A 21,661-nucleotide genomic window follows, 5' to 3' on the forward strand; every position below is an offset into this window, starting at 1 on the left:
ACAAACGTTGTGCACAAGCTGAAAAAAATACCGAATGGAAAAATATTATTTAATCGAACAACCACCATTAGCCGAAAAATACACCTTTTTGGTTGACGATATTTCCGATAAAGTGAATTACGGACGAGCAACCGATATTGACAAAATAAACTACAATCGGAAAATTATGGGCGAAAAGTTTGACATTGACGTAAAAGTTGGACTTTTATTGGCAGAAAGTAAAGGAAGTACTTTCGTGTTTGATTTGGGGCAATTTATTTGTGTTTTAGAATTACGAGCTGACCAAAAAGAAGGAAAAATGACTTTTTTTGACTGTGTTATTGATATGCCAAAAAACGATATTAATAAAATGCTCGTAGATGCCTATTCACAAAATATAGCTAACGAATGGTTTAAAGTTCAAGAGAGATTGTTAGCCAATTTATCGCCAGAAACTGATATAGTAAGATTACATAAACCAGAATTTTAAAAAATAGTAATTGGAATCAAAATCTATAGAACAATTAGAGAACGATTATTGGAAAGATGAAATTGAGTTTCCATCTAATCTTGTAATTAATTGCCATAAATACAGAAAAATTCCAATCAAGGAATTAACAATTGAGCAGTTAAGGCTTTTGATTTCACAAAAAATCGGAATTGAATATCTGACCGAACTTGCAATCAAAAAGCTGGAACTGAATATTTTGGCGGAAGGCGACCTTTATGAGGGCGATTTGTTACAGGCAGTGTTAAGCTTGCCGACTGAATTTTGGAATGAAAAACAAACTGAATTTCTGACTCTACAAAATTTGGTGGAACAGAATTCTGAACTGATAAAAACTGAACTCGGGGAAAAGAAATTTGACCGAATAAATGAAAAAATAAAAGCCAGTGCACAACAACGGCTATAGTTCATTACGGCTGAAATTCCTAATCGGAATTTCGAGCCTTTTTGCTAAATTTATGGTTACGGCGGAATGATACTCGCGTACCATTCCGTAACGAAACCATAGCCAAAACCGTTGTGGTTAATTTTCTAGCTAAACAGCCAACAATTTTACTAACTCTAGAACGATTTTGTACTTATGAAAAAAATTAAACTGAAAAACTTAATCAAATTTGGAATTCTACTATTTGGAATCTCTTTTTTCTTCAATTCTTGTGAAGAAGATGACATTATAGACTTTGAAGAACATGGTATCATTACTGAAAGTCCAAAATCAAATATAACATACAATCAATTTCAGTCCTTATTTAATAATGCTAGATATAGTGATAAATCAAGTTTTAGTTTAGATAAATTTAAATTTGGAAGTAATTGTAGCGTCTTTGACAGAAATGACTCAGAATCTATTATAAATTACATTGATACAACTAATATCGTTGCTTTTCAATACAATAATATTTCTACATTTACATTTAAAGCAGAAACCACTATAGATAGTACAAATACTTTTGTTAATCTTATTATTAGCCAAACCAATGATGGTACAAATACTAAATTAATAAAATACGTCGCTGATACTAATTGGTTAATTGACAACGAATTAGATTACTCTGGTGAGGTTTATGAGATTGACGAATTTGGTGAAACTATAGTAACTTATAATTCATCTCAAAATGACACAGCAAACAGAACTTTTACAGATTGCGCCTTTAATGTTAGTACTGTAAGTGTAAATTGCACTGGTACTCATGCTGATGGTAGTCCTTCAAACCATTCTAACTCTGCAGATTGTAATTGTGATGCTCCTGGAAGTAGTTGCTCTCCTCCTTACACATATAATTCTGTGAATTTAATTTGTATTACTTATGACACAGGAAGCGGAAGCTCCTCTGATGACTCTACAAATACTGGAGGTGGTTATTATGAAACCGACCCAAATCAAAATCCTGATGGCACTTATAACCTACCTGATAATATTACTCCAACTGAACCTATACTTAACATAACTTCTGACACTGCTGTTTTAAACACTTTAAATCAAAATCTTAATTTAAGTAGTGATAACTTTAATTACTTAAATAATAATAGTAAAATAGCTAGAGCATTCTTTAACTATTTTGAGAATAATGATTATAATAACATTACGGCTATTAACAGTTTCTATAAAATTTTAGAAATATTTAAAGGTAATACAGATTCAACATTATTATCATCCATGTTTGAACATAAAAGTTACTTGATAATTTTTGGTGAATATTTAAACTTAGCTAATTTCAGCCTTTTTTCAGAATACAGTCTCGCTTTTAATGAAGTTGCTAACAATTCCATTTTAGACATTACAGACTTGCAACTTATTTCTTCAAAAATTGATAATATTTATAACATCACAAAACTATACAATTTAAATGTTATTAATGAGTTATCCGATATCAGTATCTCACATCAAAATCAAATTGCCAGCAACTCTGCTTTTATAGCATTTCTTCCTCATGTAAAATCAATAGTTGGAGACCATTGGCCTCAAACAGCAGAACAATGGTCCGCTATTGCTACTATAATGGGACAGTTTTTGTTAGAAATTGGACTTGCTGTTATACCTGGTAGCGACCTTATTGATGTGGTTAATGGTATAGATGAAGGTGACTACGTTGCAGTAACACTAGGTATCGTTGGCTTAGTTGTTGATGCTTTTGGTGGTGTTATTATAAAAGCAATTGGTAAAATTGGTAAGATTGCCTACAAAACTTTTAAAATATTTAAAATTGTTTTTAAATATCTTGATATTGTTGTCGATGCTATTACTTTAGGTTACAAAACAGATTTAATTAATGGTGTTGTAAAAATCTCTAATACTGTTGGTACTAAAATCGCAGAAATTCAAGACAATATTATTAAATTTGTAACAAACTCTGCAAAAAGCCTTATAAAGGTCGGTGACTTAAAACTTTTAGATAATTTAATTCCAAACTCAAATGGGTATATTGGAAAATTAGAAATTGATAATAAAGCTCTTAAAATTAAACCCGAAAATAGTGACTATGCTGATGATATTGCAGATATTGTGCAAAATGGGGATAATGGAGGAATTGGTATAGATCCTGGTAAAAAAACAGAAAATCTAATGGAAGATTTATTAGCACAAGATGGTTATTTACCTCCTAACCAAAGTTCTTTTTACCCGAATGATTTCAATGTTCAATTACCTGGTGGGAAAGGTTTTGATAATGTTCTTATTAAAAGAGATAATAACGGTAATATTACCGATGTTATTATTAATGAAAGTAAACAGGTCTCTAGTAGTGGTAGTATTTCTTTGAGTAATGGTATTGTGGGTACGCAAGGTTCATCATGTAATGGTTGTACACAAATGTCAACAGATTGGATTGACGATGTGTTGGTTAGAATGGATTTACAAGGTGGTGATTTAGCCGATTTAGCAAGTGAAATTAATAATTTTATTACCGTTGATGGTGGTACTGTGACGCAATTGGTTTCTGGTGTCAACAAAACTACTGGTGAACTTGTAATTGTCAATATTACTGGATTTTAAACCTTGAAAACAAAAAATTTATGATTACTTTAAAAGAAGCATTCATTAAGGCTAATGAAAGACAAATTAAATATTTAGATGCTATTCAAAACAAACCAAAGCATAATATTTTTAGGATAGCATCATCTTTAAGAGCTGACCATGTATCAAAATTTTTATATTATTACTTTGAAGAAAATAATATTGTAAAAGCAAAACAATCTATTTATTCTGGACAAAAGCTTTTGGAATTCATGAATAAATTAGATAACAACAAATATTTTCCAATTCAATTAAACAAACTATTTTTTTTATGCTCAGATAGTGAAGAGGTTACTAACAATTTTAAAAATTTTGATATTGAATCTATTTCAAATTTGGATTATAGACTTGAAGCTGGACACACTTTAGGATTTGTTGTACAACAAATCCTAAAGTGTGATAATGAAAAGGCTCTTTACTATCTTAACATTTATGAAGACAATTATAAAAACCATTCTCTAAAAGAATACGATGTTGAGATTTTAAAAGCAATTATAGACAAAGACAAAGACAGAATCCAGGAACTGTTAAAAGTCTATTTACTTCCAAAAAATCACGATAAATCACCAGAAAAGGGAATGCTAAGTCATGGTTTACTGTCATATGAAGCAACTGTCTTTGCGAAAATAGCTTGGATAAAAGGTATTGAGGTAAAAATAGACCATCCACTCTTGCCAATGGAACTTTTACCAATAAAACCTAATGAAAACTACTTAATTGAATATGATTTTTTAAAACCAGATTATAAACCGAAAGAAATAACAAATCCTCAACCTGAAGAAAAACTAGGCTTTTTTAAGAGAATATTTAAAAAAACTAACCACAACAATATATAACCGCAATTACGGCGGATTCGACTACGTCCGAATCCACTCGGAATTGCTAACGTCGGTTCTTAACCGAAAATCATTAACTTTAATCCCGTAACTGACGGTTATACGAGACCGTTAGCGGTCAGTGTAAAAAATTTCAAAATCCTAAAATTTGTTAAAACAAAATATATCGCTTGCAATTTAATCTTCAAAGATATACTTTTACACTTAAATATTTATCATTCACTTTAAATTAAATCACTATGAAGTACAATCAATTAGGAAATTCAGGAATTTTAGTTTCAGAACTTTGTATGGGAACGATGAGTTTTGGTAGCAGTGGCTACTGGAGTGTGGTAGGTTCTCTAGGCTATGAAGATAGCAAGCGATTAGTGGACATCGCCATAGACTCTGGCATTAATTACTTCGATTCTGCTGATGTTTATTCTCACGGCCAATCGGAAGATATTTTAGGAAAAGCAGTGAAAGACAAAAGAAAGGATGTCATCATTGCTACCAAAGTCCGCGGTAGAATGAGTAAAGAAATTAATGATGTGGGCCTTTCCAGAAAACACATTATCGAGAGTTGTCACAACAGTTTAAAACGATTGGGTACCGACTATATCGACCATTATGTACTTCATAGTTACGATCCAATTACTCCTTTTGAAGAAACCATTTCAACCCTTGATGACCTCGTTTCACAAGGAAAAATTAGATATTATGGGGTAAGTAACTTCCCGGCTTGGCAGCTAATGAAGTTTATCAACACCGCTGAAAAAAATCATTGGGAAAAACCCGTCTCATTGCAAGCCATTTATTCACTTATATCCAGAGATGTAGAATATGAATTGATACCGCTTTGCTTGGATCAAAAACTAGCCTTTACCCCTTGGTCGCCACTTGGAGGCGGATTTTTAACCGGTAAATACAGAAAAGACAAGCCAATGCCGGAAGGAGCAAGAAGAACCAATGAAGAGCAGAATTTTATTCAAATCGATCCGGAAAAAGGCTATGCTATTGTTGATGAGTTGGAAAAAATTGCCAACAAACACAAGGCTTCTATAGCACAAGCAGCCCTAAATTATCTTTTGAGAAAACCCGGAGTAACTTCCGTACTTATTGGAGCTACCAAGCCTCACCAGTTGGAAGACAACATCAAAACTACTACCTGGGAAATGGATGCAGAAGATGTTAAAATCCTGGATGAGCTAACAGCATTAAACCCTATTTATCCTTATTGGATGTTGCAGTTTACAGCTATGGATAGAGCCAATGGAGATTTCTTTTTATAAAATTTAAAAACCAAACAGAATGAATACGATAAATTTTAAAACATACATTTTATTGCTTTTTACACTCCTTTTTAGTGTAGAAACTCTGACTGCCCAAAACAGCAAAGAAAATGTAAAAAGCAAGGTTAAAACTGAAGAAATTACCTATAAAGATGGCGAGGTTACACTCAATGGCGTTGTTTATTATCCTGCAAAGCAAAAGGGAAAACAACCTGCCATTTTAGTAGTGCCCGAATGGTGGGGGCTGAACGACTATGTGAAAAATCGTGCTAAAATGTTGGCAGAGTTAGGCTATGTAGCTATGGCGGTGGATATGTACGGTAATGGATTGGTCGTAGAAAACCCTGCCGATGCCCAGGCCAATGCCGGAAGGTTTTATGGGGATCCTAACCTGATAAAAAGTCGGATGCAGGCGGCTTATGATGCTGTAGTTCAACTACAACAGGTGGACGCTTCAAAAGTAAGTGCCATAGGTTATTGCTTTGGCGGAACGGTTTCGCTTTTTGCTGCCAGCTTAGGGGTACCATTAGAAACTGTGGTTAGTTTTCACGGTGGACTAAGCGGCTTTCAAGCTAGTCCTGCAATGAAAAACACCAAAGTATTGGTTTGCCACGGTGAAAGTGATTCGTTTGTGCCGCAAGCTGATGTGGATAATTTTCATCAACAAATGAAAGACAACAACATTACCTACCAGTTTAAGTCTTATGCTGATGCCACACACGCTTTTACCAATAAAGCATCTACAGCTACCGGGGAAAAATTCAACCTTCCCATTTCCTACAATGAAGCTGCCGACAAAGCTTCTTGGAAGGATATGAAAGCCTTTTTCAAAACTTATTTTCCAACTAAAAAGTAATTAAAATGGAAGCGAGCTTATTTGAACTTGAGGCAAAAAAACTCAACGGAGAAACCATTTCTTTGAAAGAGTTTGAAGGTAAAACCATAGTGGTGGTAAATACTGCTAGCAAGTGCGGACTTACCCCACAATATGAGGGATTGGAAAATTTGTATAAAATATACAAAGACAAGGGGTTGGTTATTTTGGGATTTCCTTGCAACCAATTCGGAAAGCAGGAACAAGGCACAGCCAATGAGATTAGTGAATTTTGCGAAATTAATTACGGGGTAAGTTTTCCTATGTTCGACAAGGTAGAAGTCAATGGGCCCAATGCTCACCCCGTTTTTAAGTATTTAAAATCCAAACTTGGAGGCATTTTAGGTAGCAACATCAAATGGAATTTTACCAAATTTGTCATTGATAAAAACGGAAAGCCGGTCAAACGATTTGCTCCTACCACCAAGCCGGAGAAAATGGAAAGTTACCTGCGAAAAATTCTTTAAAAATGAAAAATTCTGCTGAATTAGAAATTGAAAATCAGTATTGTTTTCCGATATACGCAGCATCTAGAGTGGTAACCAAACTTTATACGCCCCTGCTCAACGAGTTGGGGCTTACTTACCCTCAATATTTAACGATGTTGGTGCTCTGGCAATACCAAAACCTGACGGTAAATGATATTGGCAGTAAACTAATGCTGGAGTCCAACACCCTGACTCCCTTGCTTAAAAGGTTGGAAAGTCAAGGTTTTATTTCAAGGAAACGCTCTAGTAGTGACGAACGTGTAGTGGAGATAAGCCTTACAGAAAAAGGAATAAATTTAAAAAAGAAGGCGAGTTACATACCTGAAAAATTATCTTGCTCCATTAGTCATTCAGGGATAAGTCAAGAAGAAATGGACCAGATGAAACATACCTTGCAAAAGCTAATTGCCTTAACTAAAGAGCATCATTGTAAATAATTTTAAACAAAGTATAACCAAAAAATAATTGAATATGCAAAATTTTAAAAATCACGTCCGTTACAATCCACTTCATCATTTTATTCTATCTCCGCTCACACTTGTTGGGGTGATATTGAGTATTGTATTGCTATTCTCTGACCACAGTCTGACTGAAAAAATCTTTTTTCTGATTTTAGCTTTAAGTGTTTTTCTCGCTTCTTTAATAGCTAGATTGTATGCCACAAAAAATCAAGACAGAACCATAAGAGCAGAACTACGATTACGCTATTATATTTTGACAGGCAACAGATTAGAAGAATTAGAAGATAAATTAACTATGGCACAACTGGTTGCCACTAGATTTGCATCAGATGAAGAATTAGCAGCATTGATAGAGCGAGCAGCCAAAGAAAACCTTAGTCCAAAAGCCATAAAAGAAAGCATAAAAAATTGGACTGCAGATGAAAATAGAGTTTAAACATTTTAAAACAAAAAATTATGAGCAAAAAAAGAAAAATTACAGGTTGGGTAATGGCAGGATTGCTTACCGCTTTATTAGTAATGAGTGCCAGCCAAAAGCTAATAGGTAACCCCGAAATGGTTGAAAATTTCGGTAAATGGGGCTTGGGCTCAATGATAACCATCATAGCTTTGGGCGAATTGGTAAGTGTATTGTTGTTTTTGATACCTCGCACTGCTGTTTTAGGGGTATTGTTATTGAGTGCTTATTTTGGAGGTGCCATATTGGTACATATGGCCAATGACGAGCCTTACGTTTTTCAATCCATCGTTCTGTTGTTTATTTGGGTAACTGCTTGGTTAAGAACCCCTGAAATGTTTACAAGACTAATCAGTGGAAATCCTTCTTAATCAAATCCAGTATTAGAACAGTCAACTTAAAATGGATAGAAAACAATTTATATTAGCAACATTAGGACTAACAATTGTGAATACCTTAAGCAGCTTTAGAAAATATACGGATGAACTTCCTGTTCAAGGAAAAAAGATGCCTGTTTTATTTACTTCGCATGGCAATCCTATGGATATTCCGCTTTCAAGAGAAGAACGCACCTTTTGGAATACCTTATTTCAATTGGGAAAGGAATTGAAAAAAAATTATGAAGTAAAAGCTGCTTTGGTGGTTTCGGCTCACTGGTGTACCAGAGGAACTTTTGTTAACGTATCGCCTGAACAGCAACAGATTTTCGATTACTATGGGTTTCCTAAAGAATATTATGATGTATTTTACAAAGCTAAAGGCTCCCCTGAAATTGCAAAAGAAGTAAAACGCATTATCCCATCGGTTAGCGAAACTACCGACTGGGGTCTCGACCACGGAGCTTGGCCTATGCTTATGCACTTGTTTCCTGAAGCGGACGTGCCTGTATTTCAATTAAGCATCGACTATTATGCAAAACCTGAATATCATTACGAGTTAGGAAAACAATTAAAATCACTTCGTGAAAAAGGAGTACTCATCATTGGCAGCGGTGCATTAATTCACAATCTCCCACTTGCTATGAAAAAAATGCAAAGCAATGATAGTTCGCCCTATGGTTGGGAGATGGAATATGATAACTGGGTTAAGGAACAAATAGATAAAAGAAATATCTCTAACATTATTAATTATCAAAACAGTCATAAATTAGGCAAACTGGCAGCTCCTACGCCCGACCATTTTGTGCCTGTATTATATAGTTTAGGGTTGATGGATTCCAAAGATGAAATACATTACTTTTTTGAATCAGAGTCTTCCCTTCCCGCTTTTGGGGAAAGGAGTTTTATCATCAAACAATAATGACAGTATCCTGTTATTGGTACTTACTATTAATCGTTTTGATTTTCACTTCATTTAGCGTCAGTTTCAATCAAGGAAAAATACAATTAACAAAATATGAAAAATCAATCCCTAAAAATATGATAAACGAAAACACCTTTGAACTTCCCTTACGAAATGGGATTAAACCCAAAACTACACCAAGCAACCCACATATGCAGCTGAATCAACAGCCCGAAGACCGTAAACTCGTTGATTCACTAATGGATTGGGCATTCTCGCTTCCTGAAATCAACAAAGAGTTCAGCAAAATATCTGTTCCCGGAGCCCAAGCTATGTGTCTCTCTTCCGACAAAATGTGCAATGATTGTCACGCCTTTATGATTGGAAATGAGTTTGCTCACTTTCATCCAGTGCCCGATGGCAGTATGCACTTAGGTCTAACATTAAAAGATGCTGAATATGTCATAAGCCGAGGTTGGGGTGAGTTACACCCAGTTGCCAAAATGGGCTATCTTACTCATAATTTTATTATGGTGTATGCCCCTCGAAATGAAGAAGAAAAAGAAATCATTAAAAAAATTATCTTGCGGTCTTATTTATTTGCAACCGGCAAATTAAATGACAAATAAAGCCATAAAATATGCAAAAAGAATTTATTGAGTTATTAAAAAAAGGCATTGAAGAATTGATGCCTGCTAATCAACTATTAGGTATAAAAATTTTGGAAGTGAAGTCGGGTTATGCACATCTTCACGTTCCTTTTAAAAACGAATTCATTGGAGATTTCATTCAAGAGCGTTGGCACGGAGGGTTTTTAGCTGCTATTGCAGATACAGCAGGTGGCACTGCAGCTGCTACTACGCTGCAATCTCCCAAAGACAAACTCAATACCATTGATATGCGCATAGACTATCTACACGCTGCAACCTCCAGCGATATAGAAGCTAAAGCCCAAGTGATTAAAGATGGGAAAACCATCGTTAAAGTGGATATTCAACTTTTTCAAGACCACCAAGAAAATCCCGTAGTAGTTGCCCGTTGTGTTTTTAGCAAATTAATAAAAGAAAATAGTGATAAGCTTTCTGGAAAAGATTAGATGTGTTGGCTTTTTCAAGAATTTAAATGAATCAAATTTTTCTATCTAAAAAAGATGAACAAGTTTTTTCGAAAATTAAAAAAAGTGATGATTGTATTTATTGTAATAGTTTCCATTTTAATTCTTGCTCTTTGGCTTTTTATGCAACAAGATAAATTTGGGGCTTCTCCAACCAAAGATGACAGGCAAAAATATGAACAACTCTCTAATTATAAGGATGGTAAATTTCAAAATATCAGTCCAACACCGATGCTTACCCCTAATTATTCTTGGACACAAGTGATAAAAGAGCAACTATTTGAAAAACCTTCTAACCCTATTCCTGATAAAACATTACCTACCATTAAAACCGATTTGAAAAGTTTAGCAATTGAGGAAAATGTTCTTGTTTGGTTCGGTCATTCCAGTTATTTTATGCAACTCGACCAAAAAACCTATTTGGTAGATCCTGTATTCAGCGGCAATGCATCTCCCGTTCCCGGTACCAACAAAGCCTTTGCGGGAACGGATATTTATCAAGCAGAAGATTTTCCCAAAATCGATTACCTTATCATTACCCACGACCATTATGACCATTTAGATTACCCCACTATAATCCATCTAAAAGAAAAGGCAGAAAAGTTTATAGTTGGTTTAGGGGTAGGTAATCATCTTAAAAAGTGGGGCGTTCCCGAAGATAAAATCATCGAATTAAATTGGTACGAAAGCACACAACAAGGCACCGACCTAAGCATTCATTGCGAGCCTGCTCGGCATTTTTCGGGCAGAGGATTTTCCCGCAACAATACCCTTTGGGCATCCTTTTTAATTAAATCACCATCGATGACTATTTATGTAGGTGGAGATAGTGGTTACGATAGTCATTTTGCAGCCATTGGGAAGAAATATGCAACAATTGATTTTGCTATTTTAGATAACGGTCAGTACAATGCTGCTTGGCGAGCGGTTCACAATTTTCCGGAAGACGTTATACAAGCTGCCAAAGATTTAAAAGCCAAGCGCATATTGCCTGCACACTCTTCTAAATTTAAAATGGCCAATCACAATTGGGACGACCCTTTAGAAACCCTAACACAGCTTAATAAAACAGAAAACCTAAACATTGCAACCCCAAAAATTGGCGAAGTGGTTTACCTAAAAGATACCACCCAAGTATTTGATTTTTGGTGGAAATAAAAGACCTAAATTACTTTTGATAAACACCGAACCGCTAACAGCGTATATAACTTATGGCGGGGAAAGTGGTAAATTCAAGTTTTTTGCTTTTAAGTAAGTTTGGTGCAAGCCGACAAGAAAGCACTTCGAAAACCGCCACAAGTCATATACGCAAACCGTTGGCACAAATTAAAAAATGAACATAGAATCATTCAAAAATAAGTACAAAAACCAAAAGAAACTGATTGATCAAAAATCAGCTGAATTGACAACACCAATTAAAGAAATAAACGAGTTATTTGAACAGTTCGGTGGATTTTCGTTCGAAAAAGGGATTTTTAGAATTCATAATTTCGAAACCTCAAAAAAATGGACTGAAATAATATGCGAGACTTTCCCAAAATACACGAATCGGATTATAGTTTTTGGGTTTGACTGGATTGGTAGACAATATGCAAAAGATATTAATGAAAATTTCACCTATTTATTTGATATCGCAACTGGAGAAGATTTTATTCTGGAACAACATATTTCGGAATTTTTTAATGTTGACCTAATTGAATATGCAGACGAAACATTAGATATAACTGGTTTTAAAAGCTGGAACTCTAAAAATATTGAATTAAAATTTAATGAAGTTGTTGCCTATAAAGTTCCTTTATGGTTAGGTGGAAAGGACGATCCTAGCAATTATGAAATATTTGATGCAGAAGTAAATTGGGAAATAAATCGACAACTAATGAATAAATAACTTGTGCCAACAATGTATAAATTCAATTGCGGCTGAATTTCCTACGGAAATTCATACCAATTTTCTATCTTTCAGCTTCAACGGAAAATCGTTCCGATTTTCCGCAACTGAAATTTATACGCTAACGTTGTGCATAATATTGACAAACAAAACGCTGAATGAAAAAAAATATACTTTTAATTGGATTATTTCTTCTAATCGGACTTAAAATCAATGCGCAGGAATTGACTTGCGAAGACTTTAAAGAAGGAACCTTTAATACAACTGTTCTGGAACCAGTTAAACTTGATTGGAAAATAGTTCGGAAAGGGAATGAACAAACCGAAACAATTAAAGAAATACCAGAAGAATACAAAGATTTGGGTTATCCGACTGACCCTCACTATGTGAAAATCGAATGGATTGACGATTGCTCATATCGAGCAAAATATGACGACTCGAAATCTGAACTGACTGAAAGTCAAAAATTCATAAATAGCGTTGGAGGAATAACAACCGAATTAATAAAAATTGAGGGAAATTGTTTCTACTATAAATCCACTTTAAAAGTTGGAGAAGAAGAGCAAATTATGGAAGGAAAAATGTGTAAAGAATAAAAAATACTATGCACAACACCGGCTATAGTTCATTGCTTCTGACTTTCCTCTCGGAAAGTCCTCGCAAATTTGCTATCTTCGGTTTACGGCGGAAAATCCTTGCGGATTTTCACGCAACGAAACCATAGCCAAACACGTTAGCTTTAATGCTGGAGCAAGTTTTGCGGTTTGAAAAAAAGCCTGGTTTATTTTTCGATTTTTTTTTAGAATTTTAAGGTAGCTAAATCAGAAAAACTGTGTGCGGAATTTCAAAATTTTCGGAATTATCACTCAAACGTGAAATGAAAAATAATAGCGGAATTACTCACTCAAACTCTGAATTGAATTACGGTTGACTTTTTAGCTTGTTTGCGCAATCGGAACTGGAATAATAACGCTGGAATTACTCACTAAAACCTGAATTAAAAAACGGTCGGAATTTGAGCTAGTTTGCGGAATGAATTAAACGTAGAAATTAAAGAAACCTGAATAAAAAGCTGACCGAAAAAACAAAAAACGGAATGAATTATAAAAGCACTAAAAGCTAACAACGGCTATAATTCATTACGGCGGAATTTCCTCTCGGAAATTCCATTCTTTTTTGCTATCTTTCGGTCAACTTCGGAATGACACTCGCGTGCCATTCCGTAACGAAACCATAGCCAAAACCGTTGTAAAACATATGAAAAAAATCCTGCAAATAGCAATAATCGGAATTTTAATTCACTCTTGTTCAGCTACTAAAACTGGTAAAGATGGGACAAGATACTTCGATGAAAATAATGTGGAAATTAGCAAATCAAAGTTCCATAAAATCCGTTCAACAAATAAATTATTAGATATTCCCGGCGATTCTACAAATCATAAAAAATTGACTTTAAGAGAAAAACGTGGAAAAATAACAAACAGAGCTTTACTGGAAACGTTACTTGAGAAAGAAATAAATCAAGAATTAGATTCTACAAAACCAATAGTTATAATTTATTATCCAGGAAAAGACCCTTGTAATTCAAGTGGTTCAGCTACAAAAGAATCAAGGAGAAATTGGTTCGGACAATTAGAAGATGGAATCAATCAAGTTGCACAAACTAAACCAATTTATATTTATAAAGATAATGATGGCTTAAAAAAATACGATGGAATTTTGACTTGGCACAAAGACCCAGAAGGAACTGTTGAAAGACTATTTTTTGAACATCATTATCCTTGTAGCAGTTTTGTGGTTATTTCTAAAAATGGTGATTATATAAGCTACTTTGGAGAATTTGGAAAAGAATATGTTTGGGAAGCAACTCAAATAATGAATAAATAAATACGTTTTACAACAATGGCTATAAGTAATTGCTTGTTCTCGCCTACTTCTGAAAATCCTCGCGGATTTTCAGCTTGTTGCGTACTTGCAAAATTAAGTGTTAAACCACGCAACTACTCATAGCCGAGACCGTTGTGCAACATTTGAAAAATGACGCTAATTTTAGAAAATACAAACCAAGTTGAATCTCACACAAATCTTTATGAGATAATTGAACCATTTGAAAAGGAGTTTTCAGAATTAAATTGGTTATTAACAAATCAAGATTATCAAATTTTTGATTATGAAGACAAAGGAGAAATTGAAAAACTGGATTTTGAATCGGACAAAATAACTTTTAGCGGAACTGAACTCTTGAAAATCATCAAGAATCGTAAAATTGATTTTATTTGGTGTGTATTCTGCGGATTTAAAAATGACATTCCGAACTTAAAAAAATCGGAATTACCATATGCGGATTTAAACTCTGATATCTGGAATAAACCAAATGAATTTCTAAACAAACAAAGCGAAATTGAAATTATAAGTTTTGACGGAACAGCAACAATTTTTAAAACAAAAAACAAGGAAATTGAGAATAAGTTTCGCAAAAAATTTACAGATGCGATTGAATTAAAAAAAACGTTGCACAACAATGTATAACCGCAATTACGGCGGATTCGACTACGTCCGAATCCACTCGGAATTGCTAACGTCTGTGCTAAACCGAAAATAATCGCTAATTTAACCCGTAACTGACGGTTATACGAGACCGTTGTAAATAATTATAAAAAAGAATGGTACTAAAAAAAATAAACCCTTTTTCACGATTCAATATTGAGCAATCAGATTATCTAGAAAAACCATTAGATGAATACAAAACTGTGCAATTACGAATTCGAGCATTAATCTTCTTATTAGATTATGGACTTTTTACTTTATTAATTTATGGAACATATCAATTTATAAACCTATTTATTAGTGATGTTCCAGATAGTATTTTATATACTTTAATTGGTTTCTATTCAATAATATTTATTACAATTGAAAATTATTTTGATGGTACAATTTTTAAAATTTTATTCAATTTAAGAACTATTTCTACAAAAGGTAAAAAACTGAAAATTCAGATTTATATATTTAAGTACATATTACGACCAATTGCTCTAGCTTTAGTAGTTATTTATCTTTTTCCAGTTTCTACAATTATTGTTTATATAATTTATTATGTTACTGGCTTGATAGACATATTTTGGGATTTTTTAGATGGTAAAATGGGAGGAGTGTGGTATGATAAATATATTAATCAAATGGTAATTAAAATGCCTGCCAAAAATGGATAATAAATTAAGAAGGAAACCATTCTCATTTTTTAAACGGATTGCTATAATAATGATATTTTTCACATTAGCAATAAGTCTTTGGGCAGTAGTCATAAATCAAGATATCCTTTCAAAATTAGAGCATCTAAAAATTCCATTATCAAACTATTATGGAGTTTATCATATTAATGGTAAAATCAATAATTCATCTATCAATTTTATTCTTGATTCTGGAGCGAGCGAAACTATGATTTCGCAATCGGAATTATCAAGAATTACAAGTTATTCGAAAAATGATAACATCACTTATTTAGATGGCATGTACTATAATTTAGCGGACGGTTCGAATGTTTTTTGCAAACGGATTAGGATTTCAGAAATAGAAATAGGTGGTTACAAAATAAATAATGTTGTTATAGCAGTTATGCCTAATAAATCAGATAATTTATTGGGTAGAAATGTACTTGACAAATTTAAAAGTTGGCATATAGATAAAGATAAAAAAGAATTAACCTTAATAAAGTAATGTAATGAACAAAAAACAATTAAAGATTTTATTACTAAAAATACTTCCAATAATAATTTTGTTAATACTAATAATTTCAGGATTATTAACTATTATAGGAATCAAAATATGGTCATGGACATTATGATTTAAAAATAACTATTTACAACAACGTATATAATCCATTGCTAGTGAGAGCTTACCTACGAAAATCCTCGCGGATTTTCTATTCGGTTTTTTATTTGCTAAATTACGTGCTAAACCACGCAACGTATCATATACAAAACCGTTGTACGCAAGCTGAAAAAAAGCCGACCCACGTTCAAGCACATTTGGTTTTTGCCAACGCTAAAAGCCAAAGCTGAAAAACCAAAAGAGCTTTCACTTTCCCACCTCCACCCAAAAAATAATTTGAATTAAAAGTTGTAAAACTGAATTGTTTTTATAAATTTGGACAATATTTGTCTAAAACATTTTTGACCAATGAAAACATTAGGTGAAACTTTAAAATCAGCGAGAGAAGAAAAAGAAATGATTCTTCGGAAAGTTGCTGCTGAAGTCGATATTGACCAATCTCTCATTAGTAAATTTGAGAAAAATGAAAGAAAGCCAACGAAAGAACAAATTATACGACTTGCAAATTTCTACGGACTTTCAGAAAACGATTTAATAATAAATTGGTATTCAGAGAAAATTGCAGAAGAATTAAAATACACAGAATCAACTTCTGAAATTCTTAAGGTAGCAGAAGAAAAAATCAAATATTATAAAAACCAAGTAAATGGAAAATAAAACATTAAAAGTAGCCGAATTATTTGCGGGAGTTGGTGGTTTCCGTCTTGGACTTGAAAAAAATAATTACAAAATTGTTTGGAGTAATCAATGGGAACCTTCAACCAAAACACAACACGCTTCAATGGTTTACGAAGCAAGATTTGGAGCAGAAAATCATTCAAACGAAGATATAGCAACTGTTCCGACAAATGAAATTCCAGATCACGATTTACTTTGTGGTGGATTTCCTTGTCAAGACTATTCGGTTGCAACAACTCTACATAATTCAAAAGGATTAAAAGGTAAAAAAGGAGTTCTTTGGTGGTCAATTCATAGAATTTTAGAAGAAAAAAAGAACAAACCAAAATATCTTTTTTTAGAAAATGTTGACAGACTTTTAAAATCGCCAGCAAAACAAAGAGGAAGAGATTTTGCAGTTATGTTACAAAGTTTAAATGAGCTTGGTTATGCTGTAGAATGGAGAGTAATTAATGCTGCCGAATATGGAATGCCACAAAGAAGAAGACGTGTTTTCTTTATTGGTTATCATAAATCCACTGAAATATTCAAACGACTTCAAAAATCGGAGAAAATTAATTGGCTTACAAAAGAAGGCACAATTGCAAGTGCTTTTCCTGTCAACAACACAAATTCAATTCAAGAAATTGAACTAAATGGAGATTTAGTTGAAATAACAAATAATTTCAACAAAACTGGAAAGCTCTCGCCTTTTCAAAATACAGGTTTACTTGTAAATGGTAAAGTTTTCACAACTAAAACAGAACCAAATTATGATGGTAAAAGAACTGTTTTAGGAGATGTTCTACAAAACGGAGAAGTAACACCTGAATTTTTCATTAACGAAAATGATAAACCAAAATGGGAATACTTAAAAGGTGCTAAAAAAGAAAAAAGAAAAACCAAAGACGGATTTGAATACAATTATAGTGAAGGCGGAATGATTTATCCTGATGCTCTTGATAATGCTTCAAGAACAATCATTACAGGAGAAGGCGGAAAATCACCTTCAAGATTTAAACACGTAGTTGCATCTGACAGAGGTTTAAGAAGATTAACACCTATTGAATTGGAAAGACTAAATATGTTTCCAGATAATCACACCAAGCTTGAAGGAATTACAGATACAAAACGAGCTTTTTTTATGGGAAATGCTTTAGTTGTTGGTGTAATTGAAAAAATAGGAGAAGAACTTTATAAACAAATTAACCAACTTGAATATGCTTGATATTACATCCGCAGATTCAATAATTGAGTTTGCTAAAAAATTAAAAGGACAATCTTTAAAACAAGCCTGTGGAGAAGAAATAGAAAAACACAATTATAAAGGAAAAGGCAATTTCGGTCAAATTTTAGAAAAGTTCTATTTCGGCTACGAACCAAATTCAGATGCAGAACCTGATTTTAAAGAAGCAGGAATAGAACTTAAATCAAGTCCTTTGAAAACTTTAAAAAATGGAGATTTTCGTTCAAAAGAAAGGCTTGTTTTAAACATTATAAATTATTTAGAAGTACACAAAGAAGAATTTGAAAATAGTTCGTTTTGGAAGAAAAATGCTCATTTACTTTTAGTGTTTTATCTGCACGATAAAGATTCAGACTTACTAGATTACCTTATAAAATTGGTTGACGATTGGCAATATCCAAATGAAGATTTAAAAGTTATCAAGCACGATTGGGAAACTATCAATCAAAAAATAAAAGATGGAAAAGCCCACGAATTATCCGAAGGTGATACATTTTATCTTGGTGCTTGTACAAAAGGCTCTACTGCTTTAAAATCATATCGTGACCAACCTTTCAATGATGAGAAAGCAAAGCAAAGAGCATATTCACTTAAACAAGGTTACGTAAATCATATAATTGCAAATATCGCTCAAGAAGAAACAGCAGTTTATGGAAAGATAATTGAACAGCCTGAAATCCTAGATGTAGTTCAATCAATTGAAGATGTTGTAATTTCTAAATTTCAACCATTTTACGGAAAATCAGCTGAACAAATTGAACAAGAATTAGGTATAGAGTTGAATAACAAAGCCAAAAGTTATTATGCTAACCTTACTAAAGCTATGCTTGGTATTGAACTAGACAAAAAAATTGAAGAGTTTGAAAAAGCTGACATACAAGTTAAAACTATAAGAGTTGAACAAAATAACAGAATTGAACAATCAGTTTCTTTTCCAGCATTTGATTTTGTTCAAATCTATAATGAAAGTTGGAGAGAAAGCGAATTAAAGGATTTAACTGAAAAAAAGTTTTTATTTCTTTTTTTCAAAAATAATGGAAATGAATATGTTTTTGATAAAGTTAAATTTTGGAATATGCCTTTTGCTGATAGAAATGAGGTTCGTAGAGTTTGGTTAAGAACAAAAAAGATAATTCAAACTGGAGAAATCATAAAAGGCTATAAAACTGATAAAAATGGAAAAGTATCAAGACAACTCAATTTTCCAAAAAAAACAGAAAGCTATGTTTGGCACGTTAGACCACACGGACAAACTGCTTTGGACACAAAACCACTTCCTGTAATGGAAAAAGAAACAAAAGAAATGTCATTTACTAAACAATGTTTTTGGATGAACTGGGATTATTTAAGAGACGAAATATATCTGAAATAAACCAACGCTAAAAGCCATACACATTTACAATTAGCTGAAGCCACAACACAAGCCAAAAATTGTAAAAGAGTATGTCTTAGCCAACGCTGACTAACAATCTGAAAGAAAAAAGCCAGCGTACAACAATGTATAAAAATAATAGCGGTTTAATCGCTAAAACGAAAGTAAGTAAATATAAAAAAGGTCTGTGTTTAATCGAAAAGTTAGTGTTTCAAAATCCGCTACTATTCTTATACAAGCCCGTTGGTTGCAATAGCGGAATAAAAAACTAAGCGTGAAAATCGTGCGAATTCTGAACTTTGAAAATAGCGGAACTTTGCGCAAAAAAGCTTAACAGAAACTGAATTTAATACTCAAAACCGTAACGTAACGCTGAATTAAATTGTAAAACGGAATAGTGCGTGGAAACTAACTCAAGCGGAATTAAAAACATGAATTGATCACTTCTACTCTAACGAATTCCAAAATTGCGGAATCAAAACGTGGAATTGAATAGCAGAACGCAAATCAAAACTCTGAATGAATCTCTTAAAACTGAATTATAACTGCAACCAACAATGTATAAATTCAATTGCGGCTGAATTTCCTACGGAAATTCATTGCAATTTTCTATCTTTCAGCTTCAACGGAAAATCGTACCGATTTTCCGCAACTGAAATTTATACGCAAACGTTGTACTGCATTTAAGACGAAAATTATGGAAATAGGAAATAAAATGATTAAAATGAGCTGGAAGTTCCGAATTATATTTGCAATCGGAACTGCAATTCTTTACACTTTTTTACTCTGGACTTTTGATTATTTCTCTGACGAAAAACTTTATTCAGTAAACAGCTTGATTTTTCAAGGTGTGTTCTTTGGAATTTTTTTCGGAATTGGATTTCCTTACGTGAACGAAAAACTTGCCCGAAAATTTTCTAACAAAATGGGAATAAAAATAAAACCAGAACTTGAACTAAATGAAGAAATCGAAATTGCAGGACCTGCAAACCTATTTCGTGGAATTGAAGGAATTGGTGGAAAAATTTTCTTGACAAATAAAAAAATGATTTTCAAATCGCATAAAATAAATATTCAAAAAGGACAAACGGATATTGAATATTCGACCATAAAAGAAGTTGTGAAAAGGAAAACCGCTAAACTAATCGACAACGGAATCAGAATAATCACGGACAATGGAAAAGAGTTCGATTTTGTGGTTAATGAAAGAGACTTGTGGTTTGAAAAAATAACAGAAAGATTGAACAAAAAAACGCAGTACAACAATGTATAACCGCAATTACGGCGGATTCGACTACGTCCGAATCCACTCGGAATTGCTAAAGTCTGGGCCAAACCGAAAATTAACGCATATTAACCCGTAACTGACGGTTATACGAGACCGTTACCTGCAAGTTGACCAAAAATGAAACTATCCGACTTAACATTAGAGAGTATCAAAGAATTTATTTCAGGTGACAATAAACTTACACCAGGACTTTCAGGCCCAAACATTTTAAAACTCTTTAATCAAGTTGGATATAAAGATGTTTACAAATGGAAAGATGGCGGAATGCCAAATTCTATGAGTAGAAATGAGTATGTGATAGAAAAACTTTACGAACTAAATGGCACGAAAGAATTAATCAAACTACTCGAAATTGTCTTTGACCCAAGACATTTTGCAAAAGACCAAGAAAAAGACATAAAAGTCGCTGTTGAAAAAATAAATCCTTTACTGCAACAAGATGGTTACAGATTGGACGAAATAGATGGACGTTATAAAATTATTGGCTCTGACTTACCAGATGAAATTGAGGTGGAAATTCATTTTGAGGAAATTCAAGCTCAAATAATAGAACAAATAAAAAATGCTAAATACTCTATTTGGTTGGCGGTTGCTTGGTTAACGGACAAAATATTATTGAGAGAACTATATAAAAAGAAACAGGAAGGATTAAGTGTTAGAATTGTAGTTTTAGATGATGAAATAAACAAAAAACACGGAATTGAATACGAAAATTTCTTTGAGACAAAGAGATTTAAACCAATTGGAAAATATGAAAACATAATGCATCATAAATTCTGTGTGATTGACTTAAAAACAATAATTCACGGTTCTTACAATTGGACAAATAAAGCGAGATGGAATAAAGAGACCATTTCAATAGATAATAGTCGAGAATTAGCAGAAAAGTTTTCGACTGAATTTATAGATTTAATAAAATAAAAACCAGCAGGTAACAATGGCTATAAGTAATTGCTTGTTCTCGCCTACTTCTGAAAATCCTCGCGGATTTTCAGCTTGGTGTGTACTTGCAAAGTTAAGTGCTAACACACGCAACTACTCATAGCCGAGACCGTTGGTTACAATAGCGGAATTAAAAACTAAGTGTGAAAATTGTGCGA

General features: G+C 33.2%; 25 protein-coding genes. All 25 read left to right on the forward strand.

Annotated elements, in window-relative coordinates:
• Positions 1–34: 34 nt before the first annotated feature.
• The 25 genes from WA327_RS14900 (at position 35) to WA327_RS15020 (ending at position 21,482) form a co-directional block, all read left to right on the forward strand.
• Complete coding sequence (locus WA327_RS14900; protein ID WP_336071045.1) at positions 35–469, forward strand: hypothetical protein; 435 nt, start codon at positions 35–37, stop codon at positions 467–469.
• Positions 470–479: 10 nt separating this feature from the next.
• Entirely contained in the window at positions 480–893 is a 414-nt protein-coding gene (locus WA327_RS14905) for a contact-dependent growth inhibition system immunity protein (protein WP_336071047.1), read from the forward strand.
• A gap of 174 nt (positions 894–1,067) precedes the next feature.
• Positions 1,068–3,479, forward strand: coding sequence for a hypothetical protein (locus WA327_RS14910; RefSeq protein WP_336071049.1), 2,412 nt, complete (start codon positions 1,068–1,070; stop codon positions 3,477–3,479).
• Between the two features lie 20 nt (positions 3,480–3,499).
• On the forward strand, positions 3,500–4,336 hold the full coding sequence (locus WA327_RS14915; RefSeq protein WP_336071050.1) for an Imm49 family immunity protein: 837 nt from the start codon (positions 3,500–3,502) through the stop codon (positions 4,334–4,336).
• A gap of 239 nt (positions 4,337–4,575) precedes the next feature.
• Positions 4,576–5,607 carry an aldo/keto reductase gene (locus WA327_RS14920; protein WP_127137564.1) on the forward strand — a complete coding sequence of 344 codons (1,032 nt, stop codon included), beginning with the start codon at positions 4,576–4,578 and terminating at the stop codon, positions 5,605–5,607.
• Between the two features lie 19 nt (positions 5,608–5,626).
• Positions 5,627–6,463, forward strand: coding sequence for a dienelactone hydrolase family protein (locus WA327_RS14925; RefSeq protein WP_127137565.1), 837 nt, complete (start codon positions 5,627–5,629; stop codon positions 6,461–6,463).
• Positions 6,464–6,468: 5 nt separating this feature from the next.
• Entirely contained in the window at positions 6,469–6,948 is a 480-nt protein-coding gene (locus tag WA327_RS14930; protein ID WP_127137566.1) for a glutathione peroxidase, read from the forward strand.
• Between the two features lie 2 nt (positions 6,949–6,950).
• On the forward strand, positions 6,951–7,406 hold the full coding sequence (locus WA327_RS14935; RefSeq protein WP_127137567.1) for a MarR family winged helix-turn-helix transcriptional regulator: 456 nt from the start codon (positions 6,951–6,953) through the stop codon (positions 7,404–7,406).
• A 34-nt stretch (positions 7,407–7,440) separates the two neighbouring features.
• The gene (locus WA327_RS14940; protein WP_127137568.1) at positions 7,441–7,866 is read left to right on the forward strand and encodes a DUF6526 family protein; all 426 of its coding nucleotides are present in this window, start codon (positions 7,441–7,443) and stop codon (positions 7,864–7,866) included.
• Between the two features lie 20 nt (positions 7,867–7,886).
• Positions 7,887–8,258 (forward strand): DoxX family protein, encoded by a 372-nt coding sequence (locus tag WA327_RS14945; protein WP_127137569.1) that lies wholly within the window; start codon positions 7,887–7,889, stop codon positions 8,256–8,258.
• Positions 8,259–8,289: 31 nt separating this feature from the next.
• The gene (locus WA327_RS14950; protein ID WP_127137570.1) at positions 8,290–9,186 is read left to right on the forward strand and encodes a dioxygenase; all 897 of its coding nucleotides are present in this window, start codon (positions 8,290–8,292) and stop codon (positions 9,184–9,186) included.
• 119 nt (positions 9,187–9,305) lie between these two features.
• A complete protein-coding gene (locus WA327_RS14955) occupies positions 9,306–9,797 on the forward strand; it encodes a luciferase family protein (RefSeq protein ID WP_127137575.1) in 492 nt (163 codons plus the stop codon).
• An 11-nt stretch (positions 9,798–9,808) separates the two neighbouring features.
• A complete protein-coding gene (locus WA327_RS14960; RefSeq protein ID WP_127137571.1) occupies positions 9,809–10,264 on the forward strand; it encodes a PaaI family thioesterase in 456 nt (151 codons plus the stop codon).
• 54 nt (positions 10,265–10,318) lie between these two features.
• Complete coding sequence (locus WA327_RS14965) at positions 10,319–11,440, forward strand: MBL fold metallo-hydrolase (protein WP_127137572.1); 1,122 nt, start codon at positions 10,319–10,321, stop codon at positions 11,438–11,440.
• 175 nt (positions 11,441–11,615) lie between these two features.
• Entirely contained in the window at positions 11,616–12,170 is a 555-nt protein-coding gene (locus tag WA327_RS14970; RefSeq protein ID WP_336071062.1) for a T6SS immunity protein Tdi1 domain-containing protein, read from the forward strand.
• A gap of 158 nt (positions 12,171–12,328) precedes the next feature.
• Positions 12,329–12,766, forward strand: coding sequence for a hypothetical protein (locus WA327_RS14975; protein WP_336071064.1), 438 nt, complete (start codon positions 12,329–12,331; stop codon positions 12,764–12,766).
• A gap of 661 nt (positions 12,767–13,427) precedes the next feature.
• Positions 13,428–14,057: a hypothetical protein gene (locus tag WA327_RS14980; RefSeq protein ID WP_336071066.1), complete on the forward strand. Its 630-nt coding sequence runs from the start codon at positions 13,428–13,430 to the stop codon at positions 14,055–14,057.
• A 150-nt stretch (positions 14,058–14,207) separates the two neighbouring features.
• Entirely contained in the window at positions 14,208–14,699 is a 492-nt protein-coding gene (locus WA327_RS14985) for a hypothetical protein (RefSeq protein WP_223077106.1), read from the forward strand.
• A 134-nt stretch (positions 14,700–14,833) separates the two neighbouring features.
• Positions 14,834–15,379, forward strand: coding sequence for an RDD family protein (locus WA327_RS14990; protein ID WP_336071070.1), 546 nt, complete (start codon positions 14,834–14,836; stop codon positions 15,377–15,379).
• Positions 15,372–15,884, forward strand: a complete 513-nt coding sequence (locus WA327_RS14995) for a retropepsin-like aspartic protease (protein ID WP_336071072.1) — start codon at positions 15,372–15,374, stop codon at positions 15,882–15,884. Before WA327_RS14990 ends, WA327_RS14995 begins: the two co-directional genes overlap by 8 nt.
• A gap of 462 nt (positions 15,885–16,346) precedes the next feature.
• Entirely contained in the window at positions 16,347–16,655 is a 309-nt protein-coding gene (locus WA327_RS15000) for a helix-turn-helix transcriptional regulator (protein ID WP_336071074.1), read from the forward strand.
• Complete coding sequence (gene dcm, locus WA327_RS15005; protein WP_336071076.1) at positions 16,645–17,883, forward strand: DNA (cytosine-5-)-methyltransferase; 1,239 nt, start codon at positions 16,645–16,647, stop codon at positions 17,881–17,883. The genes WA327_RS15000 and dcm overlap by 11 nt, the downstream gene beginning before the upstream one ends.
• Positions 17,876–19,273 (forward strand): Sau3AI family type II restriction endonuclease, encoded by a 1,398-nt coding sequence (locus WA327_RS15010; protein ID WP_336071078.1) that lies wholly within the window; start codon positions 17,876–17,878, stop codon positions 19,271–19,273. Before dcm ends, WA327_RS15010 begins: the two co-directional genes overlap by 8 nt.
• Before the next feature lie 697 nt (positions 19,274–19,970).
• On the forward strand, positions 19,971–20,546 hold the full coding sequence (locus WA327_RS15015) for a GRAM domain-containing protein (protein WP_336071080.1): 576 nt from the start codon (positions 19,971–19,973) through the stop codon (positions 20,544–20,546).
• Positions 20,547–20,678: 132 nt separating this feature from the next.
• A complete protein-coding gene (locus WA327_RS15020) occupies positions 20,679–21,482 on the forward strand; it encodes a phospholipase D-like domain-containing protein (protein ID WP_336071082.1) in 804 nt (267 codons plus the stop codon).
• The last annotated feature ends 179 nt before the right edge of the window (positions 21,483–21,661 follow it).

It is taken from the genome of Mesoflavibacter sp. CH_XMU1404-2, assembly GCF_037029465.1.
GTDB lineage: Bacteria > Bacteroidota > Bacteroidia > Flavobacteriales > Flavobacteriaceae > Mesoflavibacter.